This window comes from Nonomuraea sp. NPDC049378, from assembly GCF_055586745.1.
In genome coordinates this window covers 215,062-237,041 of the sequence record NZ_JBVJHP010000001.1, presented here as the reverse complement: position 1 = coordinate 237,041, position 21,980 = coordinate 215,062, and the positions used below count along the sequence as shown (strand labels likewise).

The following is a 21,980-nucleotide window of genomic DNA, read 5'->3' as shown; positions in this document are numbered from 1 at the left end:
CATCACAGGCCAATCTCTAGATACTTGATGGTTTTCCGGAGATAGGAGAAGGCGACGTCCGCACGCCCGTCACCGCCGTCAATGACGCTCGGATAGGAGTAGCCGAGCTCGTTCTGCCAGTACTCGCTGTCGGAGTCCTGCAGGACCCGCCGGTACGGCCAGCTCTCGCCGCCGTCGTCCGACACCGCGAGCACCAAGGGGGTGCGCAGCGCCTTCTTGCGCTGCTTGCCGTTCTTGACCACCCACCTGTACTGCTCGCGCTCCAGGCTCGCGTCGTTGTGGACGAGCGCCAGCCGTCCGTCCCGGAGCTTCGTGAGCTGGACGGAGGAGTCGTTGTTCGGCAGGCCGGTCCGTTCCGGAACCGACCATGCCCGGCCGTCGGCCGAGGTGGAGGCGTAGATCCGCCCCGCCCGCCGGTCGCGGTACATCGCCAGCAGGCGCCCGTCGGGCCGCTCGGCGATGGTCATCTGCACGAGGTCGCCGCTGTCGGGGACCGCGTGCTCGGTCCACGTGCGCCCGCCGTCGTCGCTGACCTGGATCGCGCTGCGGTCGCCGGACTTGCCGCAGTGGTAGACGGGCAGCAGCCACGTCCCGCCGGCCAGGACGACCGGCGGGTTCCGCACCCACGTGCCAGGCTCGGAGAAGAGCACGTCCGGCTCGCTCCAGGTGCGGCCCGCGTCGGCAGACGTCCTGACCACGATGTGCGCCGTCGTCTGGTCGTACGGCTCGCCGGAGGTGTGCAGCAGCCGGATCAGCCCGTCGCCGCCGTCGAACAGCACCGGGTTCTGCTCGCTGCGCCGCGGGTCCGCGGCGACCAGCAGGGGGGTCTCCCAGCGCTCGCCGGCCAGCCTGGAGACGACCACGTTGGTGCCGGGGGCGCCCTCCTCGGGGCCGCTGAACCAGGTGCACAGCAGCTCGCCGTCCCGGGTGCGCAGCAGGTTGGCGGCGTGGTTGTCCGGGCCGTGCGGCGCGGGCAGCAGCGCCTCCCGCACGCCCGGCAGCGCGCCGGACGGGCGGATGACGCCGTCGAAACGGGGGTCGGTCATGCGTTCACCTTCGGGTCCTCGCGTACGTCCGGGTCCGGGACGCCGCGCAGTTCGAGTTCCTCCGCGAAATGGCAGGCGACGCGGCGCCCTCCGACCTCGCGCAGCGGCGGCTGCTCCGTGCGGCACACGTCCTTGGCGTACACGCAGCGCGGGTGGAAGGGACAGCCGGCCGGCACGTTCGCCGGGTCGGCGATGTCGCCGAGCAGCTTGATGCGCTCGCGGCGTTTCCTGGCCGCCGGGTCGGGGTCGGGCACCGCCGACAGCAGCGCCTCGGTGTAGGGGTGCATGGGGCGGCCGTAGAGCTCGCCGGTCGGGCCCTGCTCGACGACCTTGCCGAGGTACATCACCGCGACGACGTCGGCGACGTGCTCGATGATGCCGAGGTCGTGGCTGACGAACAGGAAGCCGATGCCCGACTCCTCCTGCAGGTCGGTCAGCAGGTTGAGGATCTGCGCGCGGACCGACACGTCGAGCGCGCTCACCGCCTCGTCGGCGACGACCAGCCGGGGCGACAGGGCCAGCGCCCGCGCGATCCCGACCCGCTGGCGCTCGCCGCCGCTGAAGGCGTGCGGGTAGCGGTTGGCGTACTCCGGGCGCAGGCCGACGCGGTCGAGCAGCTCGCCGACGCGGTCGTGGATCTCCTCCTTGGTGCCGTACTGGTGCGCCCGCATGGGCTCGCCGATGATCTCGCGCAGCGTCTTGCGCGGGTTGAGCGACGAGTGCGGGTCCTGGAAGATCATCCGCACCTGCCCCCTGTACGGCTTGAGCTCCTTCTCCTTCAGGCCCGCCACGTTGACCACCGAGCCGTCCGGCCGCCGGTAGAGCATGCGCCCGCCGGTGGGGTCGTGCGCCCGCACGATGCACCGGCCCAGCGTGGTCTTGCCGCAGCCGGACTCCCCGACCAGCCCGATCGTGGTGCCCTCCTCGATGGTCAGGTCCACCGCGTCCACGGCCTTGACCGCGCCGACCTGCCGGCCGAGCAGGCCGCTGCGGATGGGGAAGTGCTTGGTCAGCCCTTCGATCTTGAGCAGGGGTTCCGTGCTCATGGACGCTCCTCCTGCTCGTCGTCGTAGAGGAGGCAGGAGACCTCGCGGTCGCCCACCGGGATGCGGCTCGGGGTCACGGTGTCGCACCGGCCGGCCATGGCGCTGTCGCAGCGCGGGTGGAACGTGCAGCCGCCCGGCCGCGCGAACGGCGGCGGCACCATGCCCTTGATCGCCGCCAGCCGGGTCCGCGAGGCGCGCCCGAGCCGGGGCATCGAGCGCAGCAGCGCCTGCGCGTACGGATGTTTGGGCGCGGAGAGCACCTGCTCGGCGGCTCCGTACTCGACCACCCGGCCCAGGTACATGACCGCCATCCGGTCGGCCACCTGCGCGGCCACGCCGAGGTCGTGCGTGATCAGCATGATCGCCATGCCGAACTCCGCCTGCAGGTCCCTGAGCAGCTCCAGGATCTGCGCCTGGGTGGTCACGTCCAGCGCGGTCGTCGGCTCGTCGGCGATGAGCAGGCTCGGGCGGCACGACAGCGCCATCGCGATCATCGCCCGCTGCCGCATGCCGCCGCTCAGCTCGAACGGGTAGGCGTCGACCCGGCGCCGCGGCTTGGGGATGCCGACGCGGTCGAGCATGTCGATGGCCCGCTCGCGCGCCTCGGCCTTGCCGACGTTGTCGTGCAGCCGGACCGCCTCGACGATCTGGCTGCCGATGGTGTGCACCAGGCTCAACGAGGCCATCGGCTCCTGGAACACCATCGCGATGTCCTGCCAGCGGACCTGCCGGAGCAGCCGCTTGTCCGCCCCGACCAGCTCGACGGGTCCGTCCTCCCGGTGCAGCGTGATCCGCCCGCCCTCGATCTGTCCCGGCGGGTCCACCAGGCGCAGGATCGAGCGGGCCATGACGCTCTTCCCGCAGCCGGACTCGCCGACGATGGCCAGCGTCTCGCCTCTGTGAACGCGCAGGTCCACGCCGTCGACCGCGCACACCACGCCGTCGTCGAGCAGGAAGTGGGTGCGCAGGTCCTCGATCTCAAGCAGCACGTCGTCCGCGGGCACGCCTGCTCACCTTCCTGTCGCCGGGTTGATGGTCGTGCTCGCGCGGCGCCAGAAGGGCTTCCTTTTCCGGGCCCGGCTCTTCGATCCGTACGGGTCGGCCGCGTCTCTCAAGCCGTCTCCGAAGAAGTTCATGGCGACCACGACGACCACCACCGCGACGCCCGGAGCCAGCAGCCACGGAGCGTTCGCGACGACGCGCACGTTCTGCGCGCCCTCCAGCAGCACGCCCCAGCTCACCGCCGGCGCCTGCAGCCCCAGGCCGAGGAAGCTCAGGCTGGTCTCGCCGAGGATCATGGCCGGGATGGCCAGCGACAGCGAGGCGATGATGTGGCTGGCGAACGACGGGATCATGTGCCGGAAGATGATCGACAGCCGGCCGACGCCGTCCAGCCGGGCGGCGGTGACGAAGTCCTCCTCGCGCAGCGACAGGAACCGCCCGCGCACGTCCCTGGCCAGACCGGTCCATCCGATCAGCGACAGCAACACCGTGATGGCGAAATATCGGGTCAGCGGCCCCCAGTCCGTGGGGAGCGCGGCCGACAGCGCCATCCACAGGGGCAACGTCGGGATCGCCATCAGGAATTCGATGACCCGCTGCACGACGTTGTCGACGCCGCCCCCGAAATATCCGGAAATGCCGCCTATGAGCATGCCGAGTAAGAAGCTGGCGGCGACCCCGACCAGCCCGATCGACAACGACACGCGGGCGCCGTGGATGAGCCTGGACAGCAGGTCCCTGCCGTTCTCGTCGGAGCCCAGCAGGAAGACCGGCTCGCCCTTGGTGACCGGGCCGATCAGGTGGATGTCGGACGGGATCAGCCCGAGCAGCTTGTACTCGTCGCCGTGCACGAACAGCCCCACCCTGATCACCTTGGCGGGGTCCTCGGTGTAGGTCTGCGCGTACGTCGTCGCGTCGCGTTCGGTCGTGTACCCGTAGACGTGCAGGCCGTGCTCACCCGAGTACCGCACCGTCTGCGGCGGCGCGTACGTCATCGACGTGTTCGCCGTCGAGCTGGACATCGGCGCGAAGAACTCCGCGAAGATCGCCACGAAGTACACCGGGATCAGGATCGCCGCGCCGACCATCGCGAGCCGGTGCCGGCGGAACTGCCGCCACATCAGCCGCCACTGCGGCAGCGTCCCTACTTCCTTCGTCGGTCGCCTGAGGAACATGTGGCGCTACTCTCTCTTGTACCGTTTGCGGATTCGCGGGTCCCACCACGCCAGCGCCAGATCGCTCACCACGGTGCCGACCACGGTCAGCGTGCTGAGGATCATGATGAAGCTGCCGACCAGGTACATGTCCTGGCTCATGACCCCGCTGAGCAGCAGCGGGCCCCCTGTCGGCAGGCTCATGACGACCGACACGATGGTCTCCCCGCCGATGAGCCCCGGGAGCAGCCAGCCCACCGTGCTGAAGAACGGGCTGAGCGACATCCGCACCGGGTACTTCAGCAGCAGCTTCCACTCCGGCAGCCCCTTGGCCCTGGCCGTGTGCACGTAGGGCCGGTAGAGCTCGTCGAGCAGGTTCGCCCTGGTCACCCGGATCATGCCGGCCGTGCCGGACACCCCGATGACCAGGATCGGCACCCACAGATGTCCCGCCAGGTCCAGGACCTTGCCCAGGTTCCAGGCCGCGTCCTGGAACTCCGGCGAGAACAGGCCGCCCACGCTCGCCCCGAAGTAGCGGAACCCGATGTACATGAGGACCAGCGCCAGCATGAACTCGGGGACCGCCATCCCGATGAAGCCGAGGAAGGAGAACCCGTAGTCACCCCAGGAGTACTGCTTGACCGCGCTGTAGATCCCGATGGGGAACGCGATCGCCCAGACCATGAGCAGCGAGCTGATCGACAGGATCGCCGAGAGCGCGACCCGCTCGCCGATGAGCGTGGCGACCGGCTGGTTCCAGGCAAACGATTGACCGAAGTCGCCGTGGAGCAGGATCGCGGTGATCCAGCGCCAGTACTGCAGGAAGATCGGATCGTCCAGGCCGTAGCGCAGCCTGAGGTTCTCGATCTCCGCCGGAGTGAGGCCCTCGCCGCCCGCCTGCGCGTTCGCGATCAGCGTCGAGACGTAGTCGCCCGGCGGCAGGTTGATGATGACGAAGGTGGCGATCGAGATCGCCCACATCGTCACCACCACGTACAGCAGGCGGCGGCCGAAATAACCCAGCATGCCGGCGCCTCAGAAGGAGTACTGCTCGGGCTGGGTCGGCCCGGGGTTCACGGGACAGACGGACATGGAGTCGGGCACGTTCTTGACCTCGTTGGAGACGATGCCGTACTCGTCGGGGTGCGAGCTGACGCCGATCGCGTAGAACTGGTCCTTGGCGATCCGCACGACCTCCTTGGCGTGCTCCAGCGCCTTGTTGATGTCCGGCTCGGTGCGCATCGCGGTGAACGCCTCGAGCTGCTCGCGCACCACCGCCGGCGGCTCGTCGCCGTTCTTGCCCTTGCTGCCGTACCACAGGGCCCAGCGGATGGCGTAGCGGGCGCTGCCGGAGTTGCTCGGCACGTAGTAGTGGCTGCCGCCGGTGCCGGTGATCACGTCGAAGTCGCTGCACGTGAACGTGGACGCCTGCGGGTTGTTGCCCATCGTGCGCTCGGTGAACAGCGTGTCCGAGACCGGATCGACGCGCAGGCTGACCCCGACCGCCTCCCAGTGCTTCTTGACGAACTCCAGCGCCTGGACGTGGTGCGGGAACTCCGCGCTGGTCATGACGGTGACGACCAGCGGCTTGCCGTCGGGGCCCAGCCGCCTGCCGGCGGAGTCCTTCTTGGTCAGCCCGGCCTTGTCCAGGTACTCGCCCGCCTTGGCGACGTCGTACTCCGTGTACTGCTTGGCGAACTCCGCGTCGTAGACGGCGTTGTTCTTGGACGGCGCGGCCTGCCAGGGCTCGCCCTGCCCCGCGTACACGCCGTCGATGATCTCCTTGCGGTTGATCGCGTACGACAGCCCGATCCGGAAGTCCTTCTTCTGGAACAACTCGCGCAGGTCGTCGTCGCCGATCGTCTGGTTGAACTGGATGATCATCGTGTTGCTCAGCCGGCTCGGCACGTTGAACAGCCGGTACTTGCCCTTCCCTGCGTTCTGCGCGACCAGCGGCTTGTTCTCCGGCGTGTTGAAGTTGCGGAGCTGCATGTGGATCTCGCCGTTCATGATCTTCAGCAGCTCCACCTCGACGTCGCCGAGGAGGTCCGACCTGAACCGGTCCATGTAGGGAAGCTGGCGCCCCTGGTCGTCGACCTTCCAGTAGTACGGGTTCCGCTCGGCCACCACCGCCGTGCCGTCGCCGATCGCGGTGGTGATCTTCCACGGGTGCAGCGTCGGGATGTCGGCGTTGTGCGCCCAGTCGTTCTTCTGCATGAACAGCTGCGTCCAGTCCTCGAACTGCTGTTCCTTGGCGAGCTTGTCGGCGTCCGGGTTGTACTTCTTGTGGAACTGCTTGAGGTAGTGCTTGGGCAGCAGGAGGCCGGTGGCTCCGCCACGCTCGAACGTGGCGACCGCGATCTGGAACAGCAGGCCCGCCTTCGGCTCCTTGTAGACGTAGCGGACCGTCCGCTCGTCCACCTTCTCCACCTTGACCAGCTCGTCCGTGGTGCCGTTCTCCAGGAAGAGGTCGTAGACGCCGGTCGTGTGCAGGCCCTTGTAGACGGTCACGTCCTCGAAGCCGAACAGCAGGTCGTCGGCCGTGCAGGGCTGCCCGTCGGACCACTTCAGGCCGTCGCGCAGCCGGAAGACGTACTCCCGGCCGTCGTCCTTGACCTCGAACTCGGCCACGTTGGGGATGATGTCGTCCGGCCCCTTCTGGCCGTTGGTGCCGGGCTTGAGCCGGACGAGGGGCTCGTAGGCGAGGGTGTAGATCAGCCAGTCCCAGTCGTCCTCGCCCACCATGGCCGAGTTCCACGTGCCGCCGTACGAGCCGGGCTCCTTCAGCGGCTTGACCACCAGGGGGTTCTTGGGCAGGCGCTCGGCGAGCGGCGGCAGCTTGCCGTTCCTGACCAGCTCGGCCAGCGCGGGAGCCTCCTTGGCCGACAGGTCGGCCGCCTTCGCGACCTTGCCGCCCGTGTCGGGGCTGGTGTCGAAGAAGCCGCATCCACTGGCGGAGGCCAGCAGCAGGAAGCCGCCGCCGGCGAGCAGACCCCTCCTCGTCAACGGTTGTGGTGTCATGAGCATGCTCCTGTCTGGTCAGCCATTGATCTTCACGAGGCTGAACTGCGCCGTGGTGTAGTTGCGGACGGCGATCGCCTCCTGGTTCCCGTCGACCGCGAGGCCGATGTAGAACCGGCCGCTGCGCATCGCGATGCGCTCGTAGCCGATGCGGTCCCAGTTCAGCGAGTTGTCCGAGAGGAAGGCCTCGAACTCGTGGTCGCCGGTCGGCAGGCTCCGGCAGACCAGGCGCAGCCAGTACGGCTTCACGCTGAGCGGATCCTCGCCGTCGTACGGCCAGAGGCCGACGCTGGGCTCCTTGCCGTTCTGGGCGACCCTGATGGCCTTGGCGCGCAGGCCGGCGCCGTCGTCGCCGCTCGCGGAGTAACCGATGCCGGCCATCATGAACGGCGAGTTCGGCGCGAGGTCCTGGCGCACCATGATGCCCGCCACGGCGTCGATGTGACCCGCGCTCATGCTGTCCAGCCGCGCGGTGATCTCGACGACCTGCCCCCGCTTGGTGAACCCGACCGCCTGGTGGGCGAAGTGGAAGGAGTCCTTCCAGCCGGCGATCTTCCCTGATCCCTTCAACGTGAGCACGCCGTCCTTCAGCGCCGTGCTCCCGGGGATGGGCACCTCTCCGATGTCCTGCGCCTTCCACGGCTTGTGGGTCCTGGTGCGGGTGACGTGGATCGGCACCAGCGACGAGGTGGTCGCCGATCCCGTGCTGTCGGTCGCGCGGGCCGTCAGGCAGTGGCTGCCGTCGGTCGCGTCCGCCCAGGTCACCTGGTACGGCGCCGCGGTGGCCTCGCCGATCTTCTTGTCGCCGTGGAAGAACTCGACCGTGGCGATGGACGCGCCGTCGAGGGCCTTGGCGTCGGCCTTGACCACGATGGACTGCTTGTCCTGGTCGGCCGCGAACAGCTGGTCGGCCTTGGGGGACAGGATCGCCACCTCGGGGTTGCGGGCCCCGGCCCGCTGGATGGAGTTCAGGTAGCGCTCCAGGTTCGTGTACCCGCTGCCGTCCACCGTCCTGGCGTCGTCGGCGTTCTCCGGGTCCAGCCCCTGCGCGGTCTCCCAGTCGTCCGGCATGCCGTCGTGGTCGCCGTCGGCGGGGGCGGGCACCTCGGACGGCAGCGGCAGCGGGCCGCCCACGTCCTTCTGCGAGTTGATGTGCCGCCCCGTGCCGGTGCGCGCCTCGTTGACCAGCCGGGCGTCGATGGCGTCCCGCCGCGGCAGGGTCGCTCCGGCCTGCTCCAGGACCGTGGCGTACGCCTGCGCCGGCGTCTGCTCCGTGATGCCGTTCTCGAACTCCACCGGCCTGGGCAGCAGCGTGATGCCGCCGACCGGGTAGGTGATGCCGAGCGTGTTGTCGGCCGTGATGTCGTCGTGGCCCTCGACCGTGTTGCCGCTGACGTGCCACTGGCCGAAGCGTCCTGGCGCCACGATCGTCCTGGCGATCGGGGGCCGCGTGTTCGGTCCTGGCTTGTAGTAGTTGCCGACGATGTTGATGCCGTTGGACCACTCGCCGCCGTAGCAGGACGTGATGCCGGGGTTGTAGATCACGTTGTTGCGGTGGTCCACGACCAGGCTCATGCCCTCGGTGAAGCTGAAGCGCGGGTTGCGGCCGTTCTCGTGGACGAGCAGGTTGTGGTGGTAGGTGATGGTGTCGCCGCCCCACAGGCCGCCCATGCCGTGGCGGCCCTTGGGGTGCACCGAGTTCACCAGGCCCTCGGAGATGACGCACCACTGGACGGTCACGTTGGTGTTGCCGTAGACGGAGAAGCACTCGTCCACGCCCCAGCTGAACGAGCAGTGGTCGATGATGAGGTCCCGCACGCCGCGGGCGCCGAAGGTGTCGATGGGGGTGCCGAGCTCGTCGCCGCCGCGGAAGCGCAGGTGGCGCAGGATGATGTTGTCACCCTTGATCTGCGTCTCGTTGCCGATGACGGTGACGCCGTGGCCGGGAGCGGTCTGGCCGGCGATGGTGAGGTTGGAGCCGGTGATGTCGAGGCCGCCCTTGATCCGGATGTTGCCGGCGACCCGGAAGACGATCGTCCCGTCGGACTTCGCCACCGCCTCGCGTAACGAGCCGGGGCCGTCGTCGTCAAGGGTGGTCACCTCGTACACGGCGCCGCCCCGGCCGCCCGTGGTGTACATCCCGGCCCCTTCGGCGCCGGGGAAGGCGGGCACGCCCTTGGCCCGCACCTTCGCCTCGACCGTGGGGGTCGGGCTCGGGCTCGGGCTCGGCTTCGCCGCCACGCTCGATGTGCTCGCCCATGCCACGGCGGGCGGGGCCAACGCCGCGGATCGCACGAAATTCCGGCGGCTGAATGATGAATGATGGCGATCGAAGCCAAGGGCCTCGGTCATGCGGAACGCTCTCTTTCCGCCCCGAACAGACAGGGCTGTGCCGTCTTTCGGCACGACTCCGGAACCACGCTGGCGCTTGCTGAGAATTTTTATTCAGGCATGAATGGAGTGGATTCATCACATCGTGAACGACACGGTTGTGGCTGTCAAGAGTGGTTACGTACGTGGATGAAACAGTCAGTTAACAGACGCGTCACGGCGTCCTGGGAGCGGAGACGGCGAAGGCCGCCGGGCCAGATGCCCGGCGGCCTTCGCGCACGAGAGAGAGCCCAGGGGCGGAATGGCCGCCCCGGGGGGAGCGGGGGTCAGTCCTTGAGCAGCTGCTCGGCCACGCCCACATCCGTGATCAGAGTGTTCACCCAGCCGCCCTTGAGCGCCGCGCGGATGGCGGCAGCCTTGCGCCGGCCCCCGGCGATCGCGATGCGCCGGGGCACCCGCAGCAGGTCGTCGGCCGGAATGCCCAGGATGCGCCGCTCCAGCGGCGAGTCGATCAGGTGGCCGTCGGCGTCGAAGAACCGCAGGCACACGTCGCCCACCGCGCCCAGACCGCGCAGCGTCTCCAGCTCCTCCTCGTCGATGGCGTTGCCGCTGTCACGCAGCAACGGCGACGGGTCGAGGCTGCCGACGCCGACCAGCACGGTCGTCAGCCGCGACCACGCTTCGACGACCTGCCGCACCACGTGATCCTCCGACAGGGCCCGGCGGGCCTCCGGCGTGCCGACCAGACCCGGAGCGGGCAGGAACACCGGCTCGGCGCCCGTCAGATCCGCCAGGTGAGCGGCCAGCCGGGTGGCCTGCACCTGCGCCGAGCCCTTGCCCACGCCGCCGATGAGCTGCACGACCTCCTCGGCCACCCGCACCGGACGGCGCTGCATCGCCTCGACCGTGGCCAGCAGGCTCGCGCTCCACGACGAGATGCCGAGGTGCTCGCCGCCGATGAGGGTGGCGTCGAGGTGGGTCGCCCCGGCCGAGCCCAGCGCGGCCACCACGTCGTGGTTGTCGCCCGCGGCGTCCACGACGATGATCTGCTCCACGCCGTACTTGCGCTCGAGGTCCTCCTCCAGCAGCGCGTGCACGCCGCTGGGCACCACGACGACCGTGCGCACGATGCCGATCTCCGCGGCCTCCTTGAGCAGCCGGGACACCCGCGGCTGCGAGATGCGCAGCTGGGCGGCGATCTGCGGCTGGCGCACGCCGTGCTCGTGGTAGAGACGCGCGACCCGCACCAGCAGCCGCATGCGCTCGGACTCCTGGCTGAGCCGGCGCCCGGAGTATCTCACGGGCTCGCCGCCGACACGGCTCTTCTCGAACTGACTGTCAGCTCCCACGATCGCTGGCCTCCGCTTCGGCTCCGCCGCTCCTGCTGGTCCGGTGGCGAGCCCGGCCCACTGCTGAGTGCCATTCTGCTAGGGCGCGGCGGCGCTCGCACACCGGAAGGCCGGGCGTGTAGCACCGGCCGTGGCGGGGCAGCCCGGACAGCTCCCGGCGGGACCACACACCGGACGACACCCCGGCCAGGTGAGCGGCCCCCAGCGCGGACAGCTCGGGCCGTCGCGCCACCCGCACCGCGCGCCCGGTCACGTCGGCCTGCCACTGCATGAGGTCGGCGTTGGCGGTGGGACCCCCGTCGGCCAGCAGCTCGTCGACCGGGCCCGCCGCCCGCTCCAGGGCCGCCACGACATCGCCGACCTGCAGCGCGACCGAGTCGACCGCCGCCCTGGCGAGGTCCTCCCTGCCGGTGCCGAGGCCGAACCCCGTCATGACCGCCACCGCCTGGTCGTCCCACCACGGCGCGCCGAGGCCGCCGAAGGCCGGCACGAGCTGCACCGCGCCCCTGCGGCCCCGGGTCGCCAGCCGCGCCAGCTCCTCCGGCTCCGTGCCGAGCACCCCGGCCAGCCAGGTGATCGTCGCCCCCGCGGACAGGATGTTGCCCTCCAGGGCGTACGCGGGCGCCTCGTCCTGCCAGCCGATGGTCAGGCACAACCCCTCGTCCCCGTCGGCTCCCGGGTCGGCCAGTCCCATCACCGAGGAGCCCGTGCCGTACGTGACCTTGACCCGTCCAGGACGGCCCGCCGCGTGCGCGAACAGGGCGGCGTGCGAGTCGCCGAGCACCGCGCTGACCGGCACGCCGGCCAGGGACGGGTGCAGCGCGGCGGCGTCGGCGTGCTCCTTGACGGAGGGCGCCGCGGACGGCGCGATCGCGGGCAGCGTCTCCTCGGGGATCCCGAACAACTCCAGCAGCTCCGGGCTCCACCGGCGTTCCCGGACGTCCATGAGCTGGGTACGGGAGGCGCTGCCGACCTCGATCACGTGCCCGGCGCCCAGCCGGTGCAACAACCACGAGTCGACCGTGCCCAGACAGAGCCCGCCCGGCCGGCCGTTCTCCCGGCCGTGGTGGTCGAGCAGCCAGGCCGCCTTGGCCGCCGAGAACATCGGGTCCAGGGGCAGGCCGCTGATCCCGCGCACCATGGGCGCGGCGCCGGAGGCGGCCAGCCGGGCGCACAGGGCGGTGCCCCGGCGGTCCTGCCAGCTCACCAGCGGGCTGAGCGGCGCGCCCGACGCGCGGTCCCAGAGGATCAGCGACTCGCGCTGCACGCTCAGCCCCACGGCGACCACCCGTCCCGGCGGCGCACCGGCCAGGCAGGCCGACACCGCGTCGCGGACGCCGCGCCACAGCTCCTCGCCGTCCTGCTCGACCATGCCCGGAGCCGGATGCCGCTGCGCGAGCGGCACGGAGGCACGCGCCACCGTCTCGCCCGCGGCGTCCACGAGGATCGCCTTGGTGGCGCTGGTTCCCTGGTCGACGCCCAGGACCAGCGGGTCAGCCGTCATGGTCCGCACCCGCAAGGTCGCCGCCGTGGCCGCCGCCTTCGCGGCCGCCGCCTCCGAGGTCAGCGGCCGGGAGGTCAGCACCTCCGAGGTCGCCGTGCCCGAGGCCCAGCACGTCCAGCGCCGAGCGGGCGATGCCCTCGGCGGTGAGCCCGAAGTGTTCCAGCAGGAACGCCGTCTCGCCGGTCGGCGCGAACGTACGGGGGCCGAGCAGCCGCATCGGCACCGGCCTGGTCTCCAGCACGACCTCCGCCACCGCCGCCCCGAGCCCGCCGGTGGGCACCGCCTCCTCGGCCGTGACGACCGCCCTGGTCTGCCGGGCGGCGGCGACGATCTCCTCGCGGTCGAGCGGGGAGATCGTCGACACGTTCACCACCCGGGCGTCCACTCCGTGCTCGGCGAGCAGCGCGGCGGCCTGGAGCGCGCGGCTGACCATCGTGCCGGTCGCCACGAGCGTCGCGTCGTCGCCGTCCCGCAGCCGTGCCGCCCGCCCGTAGGCGAAGGCGGGGCCGCCGGGCGGCGAGACGTCCGGCACGGGGAAGCGGCCGATCCGCAGGAACACCGGCCCCGTCGTCTCCGCCGCCCACCGGATCGCCGCGCTGGTCTGCGCTGGATCGGCGGGCACGACGACGGGCAGGTCGGCGATGGCCCGCAACCACGACAGGTCCTCCGTCGAGTGGTGGGTGGGCCCGAGCGCGCCGTAGGCGAGCCCGGGGCTCATCCCGCACAACTTGACGTTGGCCAGGCTGTAGGCGATGTCGGCCTTGATCTGCTCCAGCGCCCGCGCGGTCAGGAACGTCGCCGCCCCGCACACGAACGGCACCAGCCCGGCGTTGGCCAGCCCCGCGCCGATGCCCACCATGTCCTGCTCGGCGATGCCGACGTTGATCAGCCGGTCGGGGAACTCCTGGGCGAAGGCGCCCAGCTTGCTCGATCCCACCGAGTCGTTGCACACGGCCACGATCCGGCTGTCGGCGCGGGCCAGCCGCACCAGCTCCGCGGCGAAGGCGTCCCTGCAGTCGTGCGTCTCCTCGACGATCAACGCAGTTCCTCGAGCGCCATGCGGGTCTGCTCGGCATCCGGCACCTTGTGATGCCATTCCACCCGGTCCTCCATGAACGACACCCCTCGCCCCTTCACGGTCCTCGCGATCACGCACCGCGGCCTCCGTCCGGCTCGCGGCGCGGTCACGGCGTCCAGCAGCGCCAGATGGTCGTGCCCGTCGACCTCGGCGACCTCCCACCCGAACGCCCGCCACTTGTCCGCGAGCGGTTCCAGGTCGTTGGTGTCGCCGGTGGGCGCGCCCTGCTGCAGTCCGTTGCGGTCGATGACGGCCGTCAGGGACGACAACCCCCGGTGGGCCGCCGTCATGGCGGCCTCCCAGTTGCTGCCCTCCTGCAGCTCGCCGTCGCCGAGAACGACCACGGTCCTGGCCGGTGACCCGCGCAGGCGCAGCCCGACCGCCACGCCGACGCCGACGGGCAGGCCGTGCCCGAGCGGGCCCGAGCTGGTCTCGACCCCCGGCACCGCCTTGCGGCTGGGATGGCCGTTGAGCGGCGACATCGGGGCCGCGAACGTGGCCAGCCGGTCCGCGGGGAAGAAGCCGCAGGTCGCGAGCGTGGTGTAGAGCGCGACCGAGCAGTGTCCCTTGCTCAGGATGAGGCGGTCGCGCTCGGGCCAGTCCGGCCTGGCCGGGTCGATGCGCAGCACGGCGCCGTACAGCGTGGTGAGAATGTCGGTCACGGACAGGTCGCCTCCGGTGTGACCGAGGCCCGCCGCGTGGATCGTGCTGATCACCGTGCGCCGGATCCCGCCCGCCAGCGCGGCCAGCGCGGCGGCCGAGGCGGCCCGGTCGGCGTGTGCGAGGCGGTCGCGTAGCCGGCGCCATTCACCGATGGCGTCGTGGTCGGGCAGCAGGAGGCCGCCGGCGGTCTGCGTGAGGGTCACGGCGTCTCGCGTGCGGTTCCGAGCGCCGCCCAGAGCAGCGCCTGGGCCCTGAGCGCGTCCTGCCGCTCCTGCGCGTCACGCAGCTCGTCGAGGTCGACGCGGTCGCACACCTGCTCCAGCATGCGGATCGTGGCGATGCTCTGCGACAGCGCACGCACCGGGTCCTCCCTGAAGGGGAACTGGTCGAGCAGGACCGGCGCGCTCCAGCCGATGCGCCGCACCGCCAGCAGGTATTCGATGGTCTCGAACAGGTGCACCGACGCCACCGGCAGGTCGTCGTCCCAGCCGCGCCAGTTGTCGTTCAGCTCCACCGACACGAGCCGCCCGCGCCGGTGCACGAGCTGCACCGCCTCCGCGGGCGTCTCGCCGGCCAGCAGGGAGTGGCCGAAGTCCATGACGATGCCGACGTTCGGCTGGCCGGCCTCCTCGATGGCCAGCAGGGTGCGGGCCGCGTCGGAGAGCGTGATGCGCACCCGCGGCTCCTTGGCCTTGTACTCGATCGCGAACTGCACGTCCGGGTGTGCCGAGGCCAGCTCCCGGATCGCGGAGACGGTCAGGTCCCACAACCGCGCGTAGTCGGCCTGTCCCGGCATGTCGAAGCCGTCCTGGCCGGGCCAGAACTTCACGTAGCCGGCACCGAGCTCCCGCGCGACGGCGACCGCCTCGTGCACGCGCTCCACGGCGCGCTCGCGCACGGCGGGATCGGGGTTGGTGAACGCCCCCTTGACGAACTCCCGCGTGTACAGGTGCGGCGTGATCGCCCTGGCCCGCAGGCCGCGCTCGGCCAGCGCCGCCGCCAGCTCGGACGTCTTGGAGACGCCCTCGGCGAACGGCACGTTGATGTCGAGGCACTCCAGCCCGTCCACGGACGCCGCCAGGTCGAGCATCTCGGTCATCGTCCTCGACGGCCCGTAGCCGTCGGTCGCGTACCGGTCGACGATCTGCCCGAACGCCCATATCCCGGCGCCGAACGTCAGCCCGCTCATGTCACACCCTCCTCTGCGCGAAGGCCCGCAGTTTGGCGAAGAAGTCCTCGTGGATGAACCGTGCGTCGATCGAGTCGTAGGTGCGGATCGGCCGGTTCGCGACGGAGAAGTCGTGCGAGCCGTCGTGGCGGAAGTTCGGCGCGGGCCGCTCCACCCAGGTCCCGCAGGCCGGGTGCAACATCAGGCCGATCGCGGGGGAGTCGCCCAGCACGCGGAACTCGATCGACCCGCCGTGCTGGCTCTCGTTCCACTCGACGAGCTGGCGCACGAGGTAGTCGCCGATCTCGCCGTACGGCGCGACCTTCTCGTCCAGCTCGGCGTAGCCGACCGCCATCATCCGGTACGTCGGCGCGGGGATCTGCCAGACCCGCAGCGCCGACGAGAACACGATGTTGGCCGCCACGATGTCGTTGGACAGGTTGAACTCGGGGCGTCCCGGGTCGCCCCCTCTGCCGTCGTAACCGCCGCCGCCGATCCAGATCACGGTCACGTCCCGCTCGGCGATGCGCGGCTCCAGGAGCAGGGCCGAGGCCATGTCGGTGAGCGGGCCGAGGAACGCCACGAAGAGCGGCTCGGCCACGTCGCGCATGGCCTCGGAGATGATCAGCTCGACGCCCGGCGTCATGACCGGGGTGCCGACGTCGGGCAGCGCGTACGGCATGCCGTCGGCCACCGGCACCTGGCCGTCGAGCTTCATCAGCCGCAGCAGCAGCTCGATCTCCTCCCGGCTTTCCTCCAGGCTCGACCGGGTGCGTCTGTTGCCGAAATGCGCGGGCACCAGACCTCGAATGTCGAGGCTCGGGGAGAGCAGGGCGTGCACGATCGCGAATTGGTCGTCCGCCTCATTTTTGGCATCGGTGTTCACGATCACCCGGCGCCGGTGGGAAAAAGTCCTGACCGCCACGGAATCCTCCGCCTGAATATTTATTCAGTAATGTATCTATATTCCGATATTAGGTTGTGATATTTGAGGTGTCAAGATCCCAGAGGATCACGGACAGCGCGTGCGGCGAGATGGTGTGGTCCTCGTGCGTGGCGTCCTCGAGGATGTCCCACCGCCCCTCCTCGGGCCGCCCGCCCGCGAGCAGCGCCACCCGGTCGCGCACCGGGGCGTGGTAGGCGCGGTGCCCGACCCCGTTGAAGCAGCAGTCGTCGAACCGGTTGAGAATCTGCAGCTGGCCACGCCCCCGGCCGATCGAGGCCAGCACGTACATGTCGAGGAAGTCGTCGGACTCGGCGGCGTAGAAGCCCGGCAGCGCCGCCTTCGTCTGCTCGAAGTCGCCGATCGTCGGGCTCGGCTTGGGCGAGGCCGGGCGCAGGAAGAACGGCAGCGACCCGGCCACCGGATAGCTGCGCGTCACCCGCGGGTCGAGCGCGGAGTAGACCGTGGTCGTCCAGCCGCCGCCCGACAATCCGACCATCTCCACGGAGGCCGGCCGGTACGTCGCCGCCGCGTAGTTCAGGGTCACCGTGAGCGGTTCGAGGAAGAAGGTCAGCGTCGAGAACCCGGACCTCTCCCAGGGCGGAAGCTCCTTGTGCGAGGGGCCGGGCAGCAGCGTGTCCGGGTCGTCCGGGTCGGCGATCTGCTGGGCGTTCCAGTGGTGGAACGGCATCGCGTACGCCATCACCCGGTAGCCCCTGTCCAGCAGCGCCTGGACGGTGCGGAGCATGGTGTCGAACGGCTCGCCGTGCCCGTTGTGGTAGAGGGCCAGCCGCCGGTTCCAGCCCTTGCGCGGCAGGAGGTCGTACACCTTGGCCGAGACGCGGTAGCGCAGCGGGACCGTCAGCAGGTCGATCCTGCGCACGCCGGTCAGCGAGGCGAAGTCGGGCGCGTCGACGCCCTTCTCCACCTCCGGCAGTGACGTGGGCAGGCCCGCGCCCTTCCAGATGTAGTCCGCCATGGCCGTGCGCCTGGCCGCGATGTCGGCGGCCGAGTGGATGCCGATCAGCGGCTCGATGTCGACGCCCGCCACGGCCCCGGGCAGCGTCCGGTACTCGGGGCCGAACCTGGCGGCGATCTCCTGGTTCACCGGCGCCACCGGGCGCGGCGGCCGCTTGGCCCCGGGCCCGCCCGCCGCGGCCGTCCCCGTCGTGGCCCGGGCCGGGCTCCGGGTCGTGGCCGCCGAGGCCGGCGCCGCCGCGCCCGCGACGGCGGCCGCGCCGAGCCCGCCCAGAATCCCGCCCAGCACGCCGCGCCGGCTCGCCGCGCCACTCACAGGGCCGGCCGCGCCGGGGCCCTTCTCGTCACTCGTGTGCATCAGATCGGCTCCCGTGCTCTCCGCGGTGGCCCCGCTCCGGATCCCAGCCGCCCAGGACGAACGCCGGGTCGCTCCACTGCTTCGCCTCGGCGTCCGTGAGCTGGCGCGAGCAGGCCAGCCGCTGCGAGGTGTCGATCGCGCGGCCGGACAGGTCGGTGCTGCCGTGCTCCCAGAAGGACGTCTGCTGGGCCTGCGCGCAGTCGTTCGGGTCGATCTGCCAGCCGGCCGGGTCGATGTGGCCGTCCATCTCGGTGTCGATGTACACGACCTGGCTGTGCGTGAACCGCCACACCGCGCTGCGGCTCAGCGCGACCGAGCCGTCCGGCACGCCGGGCGCCCGTGTCAGCTTGGTCCTGACGAACACCGTGCCCGGGCGGGTCTCGTCGTTGCGGCTCTGCGAGATGTAGCCGCGGTCCGTCGACTCCAGCACCGTGTCCTGGATGAACACCGTGCCGGTGCCCCAGACGAAGTCGGTGTCGCCGCTGATGTGGCTGTCGCTCACGAAGCCCTTGCCCTGCAGGCGCAGCGTGTCCTGGAAGCTGCGCAGGTGCACGCGTTCGAGCGCGATGCGCTCGTTGTTGCCCCGGAACGCCTCGGCCTGCGAGCCGCCGTCCGGCGTCGTGTTGTGCAAGGTGACGTCGCTCATCCGGAAGTCGGACGCGTCCACCCCGAACGAGGCCCGCCAGCAGTTGTGCAGGTCGGACGTCTCCAGCACGCGGCGCGGGCACACGTCCTCGGGGCCGCCGTCGCTCAGCGCCTTGTCGCCGTTGCGCAGGTCGTTGTTGGGATAGCGGATCACGGTGCGCTTCGCGCCCGAGCCCTTGATGGTGATGTGCGGGCGGTCCTCGCGGACGTAGACGATCTCGGTGTAGACGCCGGGCCGCACGTCGATCGTCACCGGGGTCGTGTTGCCGGTCGGCACCGCGTCGATGGCGCCCTGCACGGTGCAGAAGTCGCCGGTTCCCTTGGCCGACACCGTCAGCCGGCCCGGCTTGGGCTCGCGCCTGGTCGTCGTGAACCGCCAGGCCCGTGGGTCCCGCACGCCGTCGAAGCCCGCGAACACGCCCTGGTCGACGGTGACGTAGTACTCCTGGCCGTACTCCAGCCCGTGGTGCAGGTAGACGTCGGCCCGGCGCCCCTCGATCATGATCGATTCGTACGAGAAGTCGTGCGGCAGTCCCGTGTCGGAGATCGCGCTCCCGACGTTCTTCCTGTCGGTCCTGGCGGTGGCGGCCTCGATGCGGTCGGCGAGCGTGCCGTCGGCGCGGCGCACCTCGATCGCGCCGGTCGTGCCCAGGGCCGGCGGCTCGGGGAACGTGATGGTCAGGGGCGCGTCGACGCAGGTCCCTCCGCCCCGCCCGGGCACCGAGAAGCGCGGCTCGTCACCCGCCTCGGCCTGTGCGGTCACCGGGCATAAGACGAGCGCCGCCGCGGTCGCGAGCACCGTGATGGTTGCCTTCACCTGCACCTCTCATGGCGAATGGATAGTTGGCTGTGAATAAATATGTATACGTCTCAACAGGTCCGGTCAAGGCCGCAAAGCCCTCTGTTCGCTCGCATCCATGGCTTCCGCAGGGCGTCGGGCAGGTTCCCAGGCCGGGAAAGGGCCGACGAGGAGAGGCCGCGGACGCGCGAAGGCCGCCACCCGATGCGGGTGGCGGCCCTGGAGAGACGGGCGGGAGAGCCCTACCGTTGTTCGGCGACGGTGAAGCGCAACTCGTCGGTGAACTTCCGGCCGTAGGAGTCGGTCGCGGTGACCCTCGCCCTGTGCTCGCCCTCGGCGAGGTCGGCGGGCAGCTCGAACCGCCAGAGATGCATCGACCGGTCCGCGATGCTGGCGTCGCCCACCAGTTGCCGCGCGACGGCGTGCGGGTCGGACCACTCGGGGCCGACCAGCTGGTCCTCGCCACGGAGCTCCTGCGTACGCGTGGCCTCGCGCGCCGGGCCGTGGTCGATCGAGACCTTGACCGTGGAGCCGGTGGAGCCCATCCAGAAGTTGGTCGTGAGCCAGGTGCGCCCGTTCAGATCATCGCGATCCACGACATTGGGGTCACCCAGTTCCGGCGCCTCTCCTTGCTGATCCTCGTTCCAGGCCTGCCGCGCGGCGTACCACTCACGATAGGCCGGGCTGTTGAGGCCCAGCTGCGTCTGCACCCTGTCGCTCTTGCCGGTCACCGTGTACCGCTCCTTGAAGGAGCTGCCCCTGATGTCGAGGGTGAGCAGGCCCGGCATGCCGCCGTCGCGTCCGACGGCCACGGGGTAGCCCTCGTCGGTCAGCTCACCCGAGTACCAGTCACTGGAGATGGCGCCCGCCGTGATGTGCGGGAACGGCAGCCCTTCGACGCCGAAGAGGTCACGCCAGCCCTGGGCGAGGTCGCCGGTCTTCATGTTCTCGATGGAGTGGCTGTGCCCGGAGACGGCGACGGCCTTGCGGCCGTCCAGCAGTTCGTGCACCTTGCGGACCTGGTCGACGTTGTGGATCGGGCTGCCCTCGTCGGCCCAGTTCAGCAGGGAGATGTGGCTGGCGACCACGATGAGCTTGCCACGGTCGACCTCGGCCAGGTCCCGCTCCAGCCACGTGAGCTGGTCCTCGCTGAGCCTGCCGTTGTACGCCGGCTTGCCCGCCGGGTCGTCGCACTGGGGCCGCAGGCCGTCGGCGTTGTCGACGTCGGGGGTGCACGGGTAGCGCACCGTGTTCAGCGCGACGACGTGCACCTCGCCCACGTCGTACGAGTAGTACGCGGGCGCGAGCTGCGCGCGGAAGGTGTCGAACGAGTGCTCGGCGGTCTCGGCGTCGAAGTCGAGGTCGTGGTTGCCGGGCAGGAACCGGGCCGGCCCGTTGGTCAGGCTCGTGAGCTCCTTCACGTCCGGGTAGAGCGACAGGTCGTCACCGACGACGTCACCGATGAAGAGGGTGCCGCATCCCTGGTAGTCGTGGCGCTTCGCGAGGTCGGCCATCGCACCCTTGCGGGCGTAGCCGATTTCCGTCTTGTTGTAGGGCTGCAGGTCGCCCGCGATCACGCAGTGCTGTTCCCTGGTCTTCGTCCGCGTGCTCCGGACGACGGGGAAGTTCACCGCGTTCGGAAGGGCGCCGGTGGGGGCGATGCCGCCGTAGCGCAGCTCGGGCGAGCCCTCGGGCAGGTGGTTGTAGTGGAACTGCGCCACGTTGGACGCGTCCACCGGCACCTGGTAGCCGGCCGGCTGCGTGATGAACACCGTCATGTTGTCGTGGACGGGTAGCCGGTAGCGGCCGCGGGAGTCGGTGGTCACCACGTCGCGCCCGTTCGACACCACGACGTCGCGCAGGCCGCGCTCGTGCCGGTCGTGGACGCTGTCTCGGTCACGGTCGTCGAAGACGGTCCCGGTCAGGACCGAGGGGTCGGCCGGGCCGTCAGGGGTGCGGACGACCTCGACGTGGCCGCGGTAGGCGGTGGTGTTCCAGGCACCGTGCAGCGTGCTCGCCGCGGCGCCCGAGGCGGGGCCGATCGCGACGGCTGAGCCGGCGGCCAGGGAGGTGAGGGTCAGGGCGACGCGGAGTCTGATGCCTGCTCGGGAGGGACTCAACATAAGCGTTCTCCGGTGAGTCGTTCGGTGCGGCCGTCATGGCCGGCCGGACGATCTTTTCGGAGCTAGCTGAACAGCGGCCCCTGCGCGAGAGAACGCCAGCGGTATGGAGATCGGCCCGCGGGTGATCCCACGCGCGGGCCGGCGGCGGCGGGCCCGCGCGTGGGATGGCCGGTCATCTGCGGGACGGCGCCGCGCCCGCCTGCGCCCCGGCCGGGGCGTCCCCGTGGCTGAGCAGGAGTTTGCGCAGCAGGGCGGCCAGCTGGTCCTGTTCGGTGGGTGACAGCGCGGCCAGGGACCGGGACTCGCCGCTGACGTGGTCGGTGACGGCCTGGTCGATGAGGTCACGGCCGGCGTCGGTGAGGGTGATCAGGACGCTGCGGCGGTTGTCCGGGTCGGTTTCGCGGGTGACCAGGTCGCGGCTCACGAGGTGGTCGATCCGGTTGGTGATCGCGCCAGAGGTGACCATCGACGCGCCGCTGAGGCCGCCGGCGGTCATCTGGTACGGCGGCCCTGACCGGCGCAGCGTCGCCAGGATGTCGAACTCCCAGGGCTGGAGTTCATGGCGGGCGAACACGGCACGATTGCGCTTGCTGAGCGTCTGGGCGGCGCGGGAGATGCGGCCGATCACGCCCATGGGCGAGGGGTCGATGTCGGGGCGCTCGGCCCGCCACTGACGCAGCACGTGGTCGACGTGGTCCTCGGAGTGCTCCATCAAGACTCCTTAACATTGAAGTGTTTGACACCAAGATAACCCATCTTCTACGATCCTCAG

General features: G+C 70.5%; 17 protein-coding genes. All 17 read right to left on the bottom strand.

What is annotated here, in order from left to right; translation table 11 throughout:
- Positions 1-2: 2 nt before the first annotated feature.
- On the bottom strand, positions 3-1,046 hold the full coding sequence (locus ACZ6SA_RS01010) for a sialidase family protein (RefSeq protein WP_347642074.1): 1,044 nt from the start codon (positions 1,044-1,046) through the stop codon (positions 3-5).
- Positions 1,043-2,092, bottom strand: a complete 1,050-nt coding sequence (locus ACZ6SA_RS01005) for an ABC transporter ATP-binding protein (protein ID WP_465825914.1) — start codon at positions 2,090-2,092, stop codon at positions 1,043-1,045. The genes ACZ6SA_RS01010 and ACZ6SA_RS01005 overlap by 4 nt, the downstream gene beginning before the upstream one ends.
- On the bottom strand, positions 2,089-3,096 hold the full coding sequence (locus ACZ6SA_RS01000; protein ID WP_443150589.1) for an ABC transporter ATP-binding protein: 1,008 nt from the start codon (positions 3,094-3,096) through the stop codon (positions 2,089-2,091). The genes ACZ6SA_RS01005 and ACZ6SA_RS01000 overlap by 4 nt, the downstream gene beginning before the upstream one ends.
- Positions 3,097-3,102: 6 nt before the next feature.
- Entirely contained in the window at positions 3,103-4,269 is a 1,167-nt protein-coding gene (locus tag ACZ6SA_RS00995) for an ABC transporter permease (protein ID WP_347642077.1), read from the bottom strand.
- A 6-nt stretch (positions 4,270-4,275) separates the two neighbouring features.
- Entirely contained in the window at positions 4,276-5,274 is a 999-nt protein-coding gene (locus tag ACZ6SA_RS00990; RefSeq protein ID WP_347642078.1) for an ABC transporter permease, read from the bottom strand.
- A gap of 9 nt (positions 5,275-5,283) precedes the next feature.
- Positions 5,284-7,269 carry an ABC transporter substrate-binding protein gene (locus ACZ6SA_RS00985; RefSeq protein WP_347642079.1) on the bottom strand — a complete coding sequence of 662 codons (1,986 nt, stop codon included), beginning with the start codon at positions 7,267-7,269 and terminating at the stop codon, positions 5,284-5,286.
- Positions 7,270-7,287: 18 nt separating this feature from the next.
- The gene (locus tag ACZ6SA_RS00980; RefSeq protein WP_465825912.1) at positions 7,288-9,510 is read right to left on the bottom strand and encodes an Ig-like domain-containing protein; all 2,223 of its coding nucleotides are present in this window, start codon (positions 9,508-9,510) and stop codon (positions 7,288-7,290) included.
- A gap of 416 nt (positions 9,511-9,926) precedes the next feature.
- On the bottom strand, positions 9,927-10,949 hold the full coding sequence (locus tag ACZ6SA_RS00975; RefSeq protein ID WP_347642081.1) for a sugar-binding transcriptional regulator: 1,023 nt from the start codon (positions 10,947-10,949) through the stop codon (positions 9,927-9,929).
- Entirely contained in the window at positions 10,939-12,453 is a 1,515-nt protein-coding gene (locus ACZ6SA_RS00970; protein ID WP_465825910.1) for an FGGY-family carbohydrate kinase, read from the bottom strand. The genes ACZ6SA_RS00975 and ACZ6SA_RS00970 overlap by 11 nt, the downstream gene beginning before the upstream one ends.
- Positions 12,443-13,492 carry a transketolase family protein gene (locus ACZ6SA_RS00965; protein WP_465825908.1) on the bottom strand — a complete coding sequence of 350 codons (1,050 nt, stop codon included), beginning with the start codon at positions 13,490-13,492 and terminating at the stop codon, positions 12,443-12,445. The genes ACZ6SA_RS00970 and ACZ6SA_RS00965 overlap by 11 nt, the downstream gene beginning before the upstream one ends.
- Positions 13,489-14,397 (bottom strand): transketolase, encoded by a 909-nt coding sequence (locus ACZ6SA_RS00960; RefSeq protein WP_347642084.1) that lies wholly within the window; start codon positions 14,395-14,397, stop codon positions 13,489-13,491. Before ACZ6SA_RS00960 ends, ACZ6SA_RS00965 begins: the two co-directional genes overlap by 4 nt.
- On the bottom strand, positions 14,394-15,383 hold the full coding sequence (locus ACZ6SA_RS00955; RefSeq protein ID WP_347642085.1) for a sugar phosphate isomerase/epimerase family protein: 990 nt from the start codon (positions 15,381-15,383) through the stop codon (positions 14,394-14,396). The genes ACZ6SA_RS00960 and ACZ6SA_RS00955 overlap by 4 nt, the downstream gene beginning before the upstream one ends.
- A gap of 1 nt (position 15,384) precedes the next feature.
- A complete protein-coding gene (locus tag ACZ6SA_RS00950; RefSeq protein ID WP_347642086.1) occupies positions 15,385-16,248 on the bottom strand; it encodes a nucleoside hydrolase in 864 nt (287 codons plus the stop codon).
- An 88-nt stretch (positions 16,249-16,336) separates the two neighbouring features.
- Positions 16,337-17,641, bottom strand: coding sequence for a hypothetical protein (locus ACZ6SA_RS00945; RefSeq protein WP_347642087.1), 1,305 nt, complete (start codon positions 17,639-17,641; stop codon positions 16,337-16,339).
- The gene (locus ACZ6SA_RS00940) at positions 17,628-19,103 is read right to left on the bottom strand and encodes a pectinesterase family protein (RefSeq protein ID WP_347642088.1); all 1,476 of its coding nucleotides are present in this window, start codon (positions 19,101-19,103) and stop codon (positions 17,628-17,630) included. The genes ACZ6SA_RS00945 and ACZ6SA_RS00940 overlap by 14 nt, the downstream gene beginning before the upstream one ends.
- A 224-nt stretch (positions 19,104-19,327) precedes the next feature.
- Entirely contained in the window at positions 19,328-21,208 is a 1,881-nt protein-coding gene (locus ACZ6SA_RS00935; protein WP_465825904.1) for a calcineurin-like phosphoesterase C-terminal domain-containing protein, read from the bottom strand.
- Positions 21,209-21,380: 172 nt separating this feature from the next.
- On the bottom strand, positions 21,381-21,920 hold the full coding sequence (locus ACZ6SA_RS00930) for a MarR family winged helix-turn-helix transcriptional regulator (RefSeq protein WP_347642090.1): 540 nt from the start codon (positions 21,918-21,920) through the stop codon (positions 21,381-21,383).
- Between the last annotated feature and the right edge of the window lie 60 nt (positions 21,921-21,980).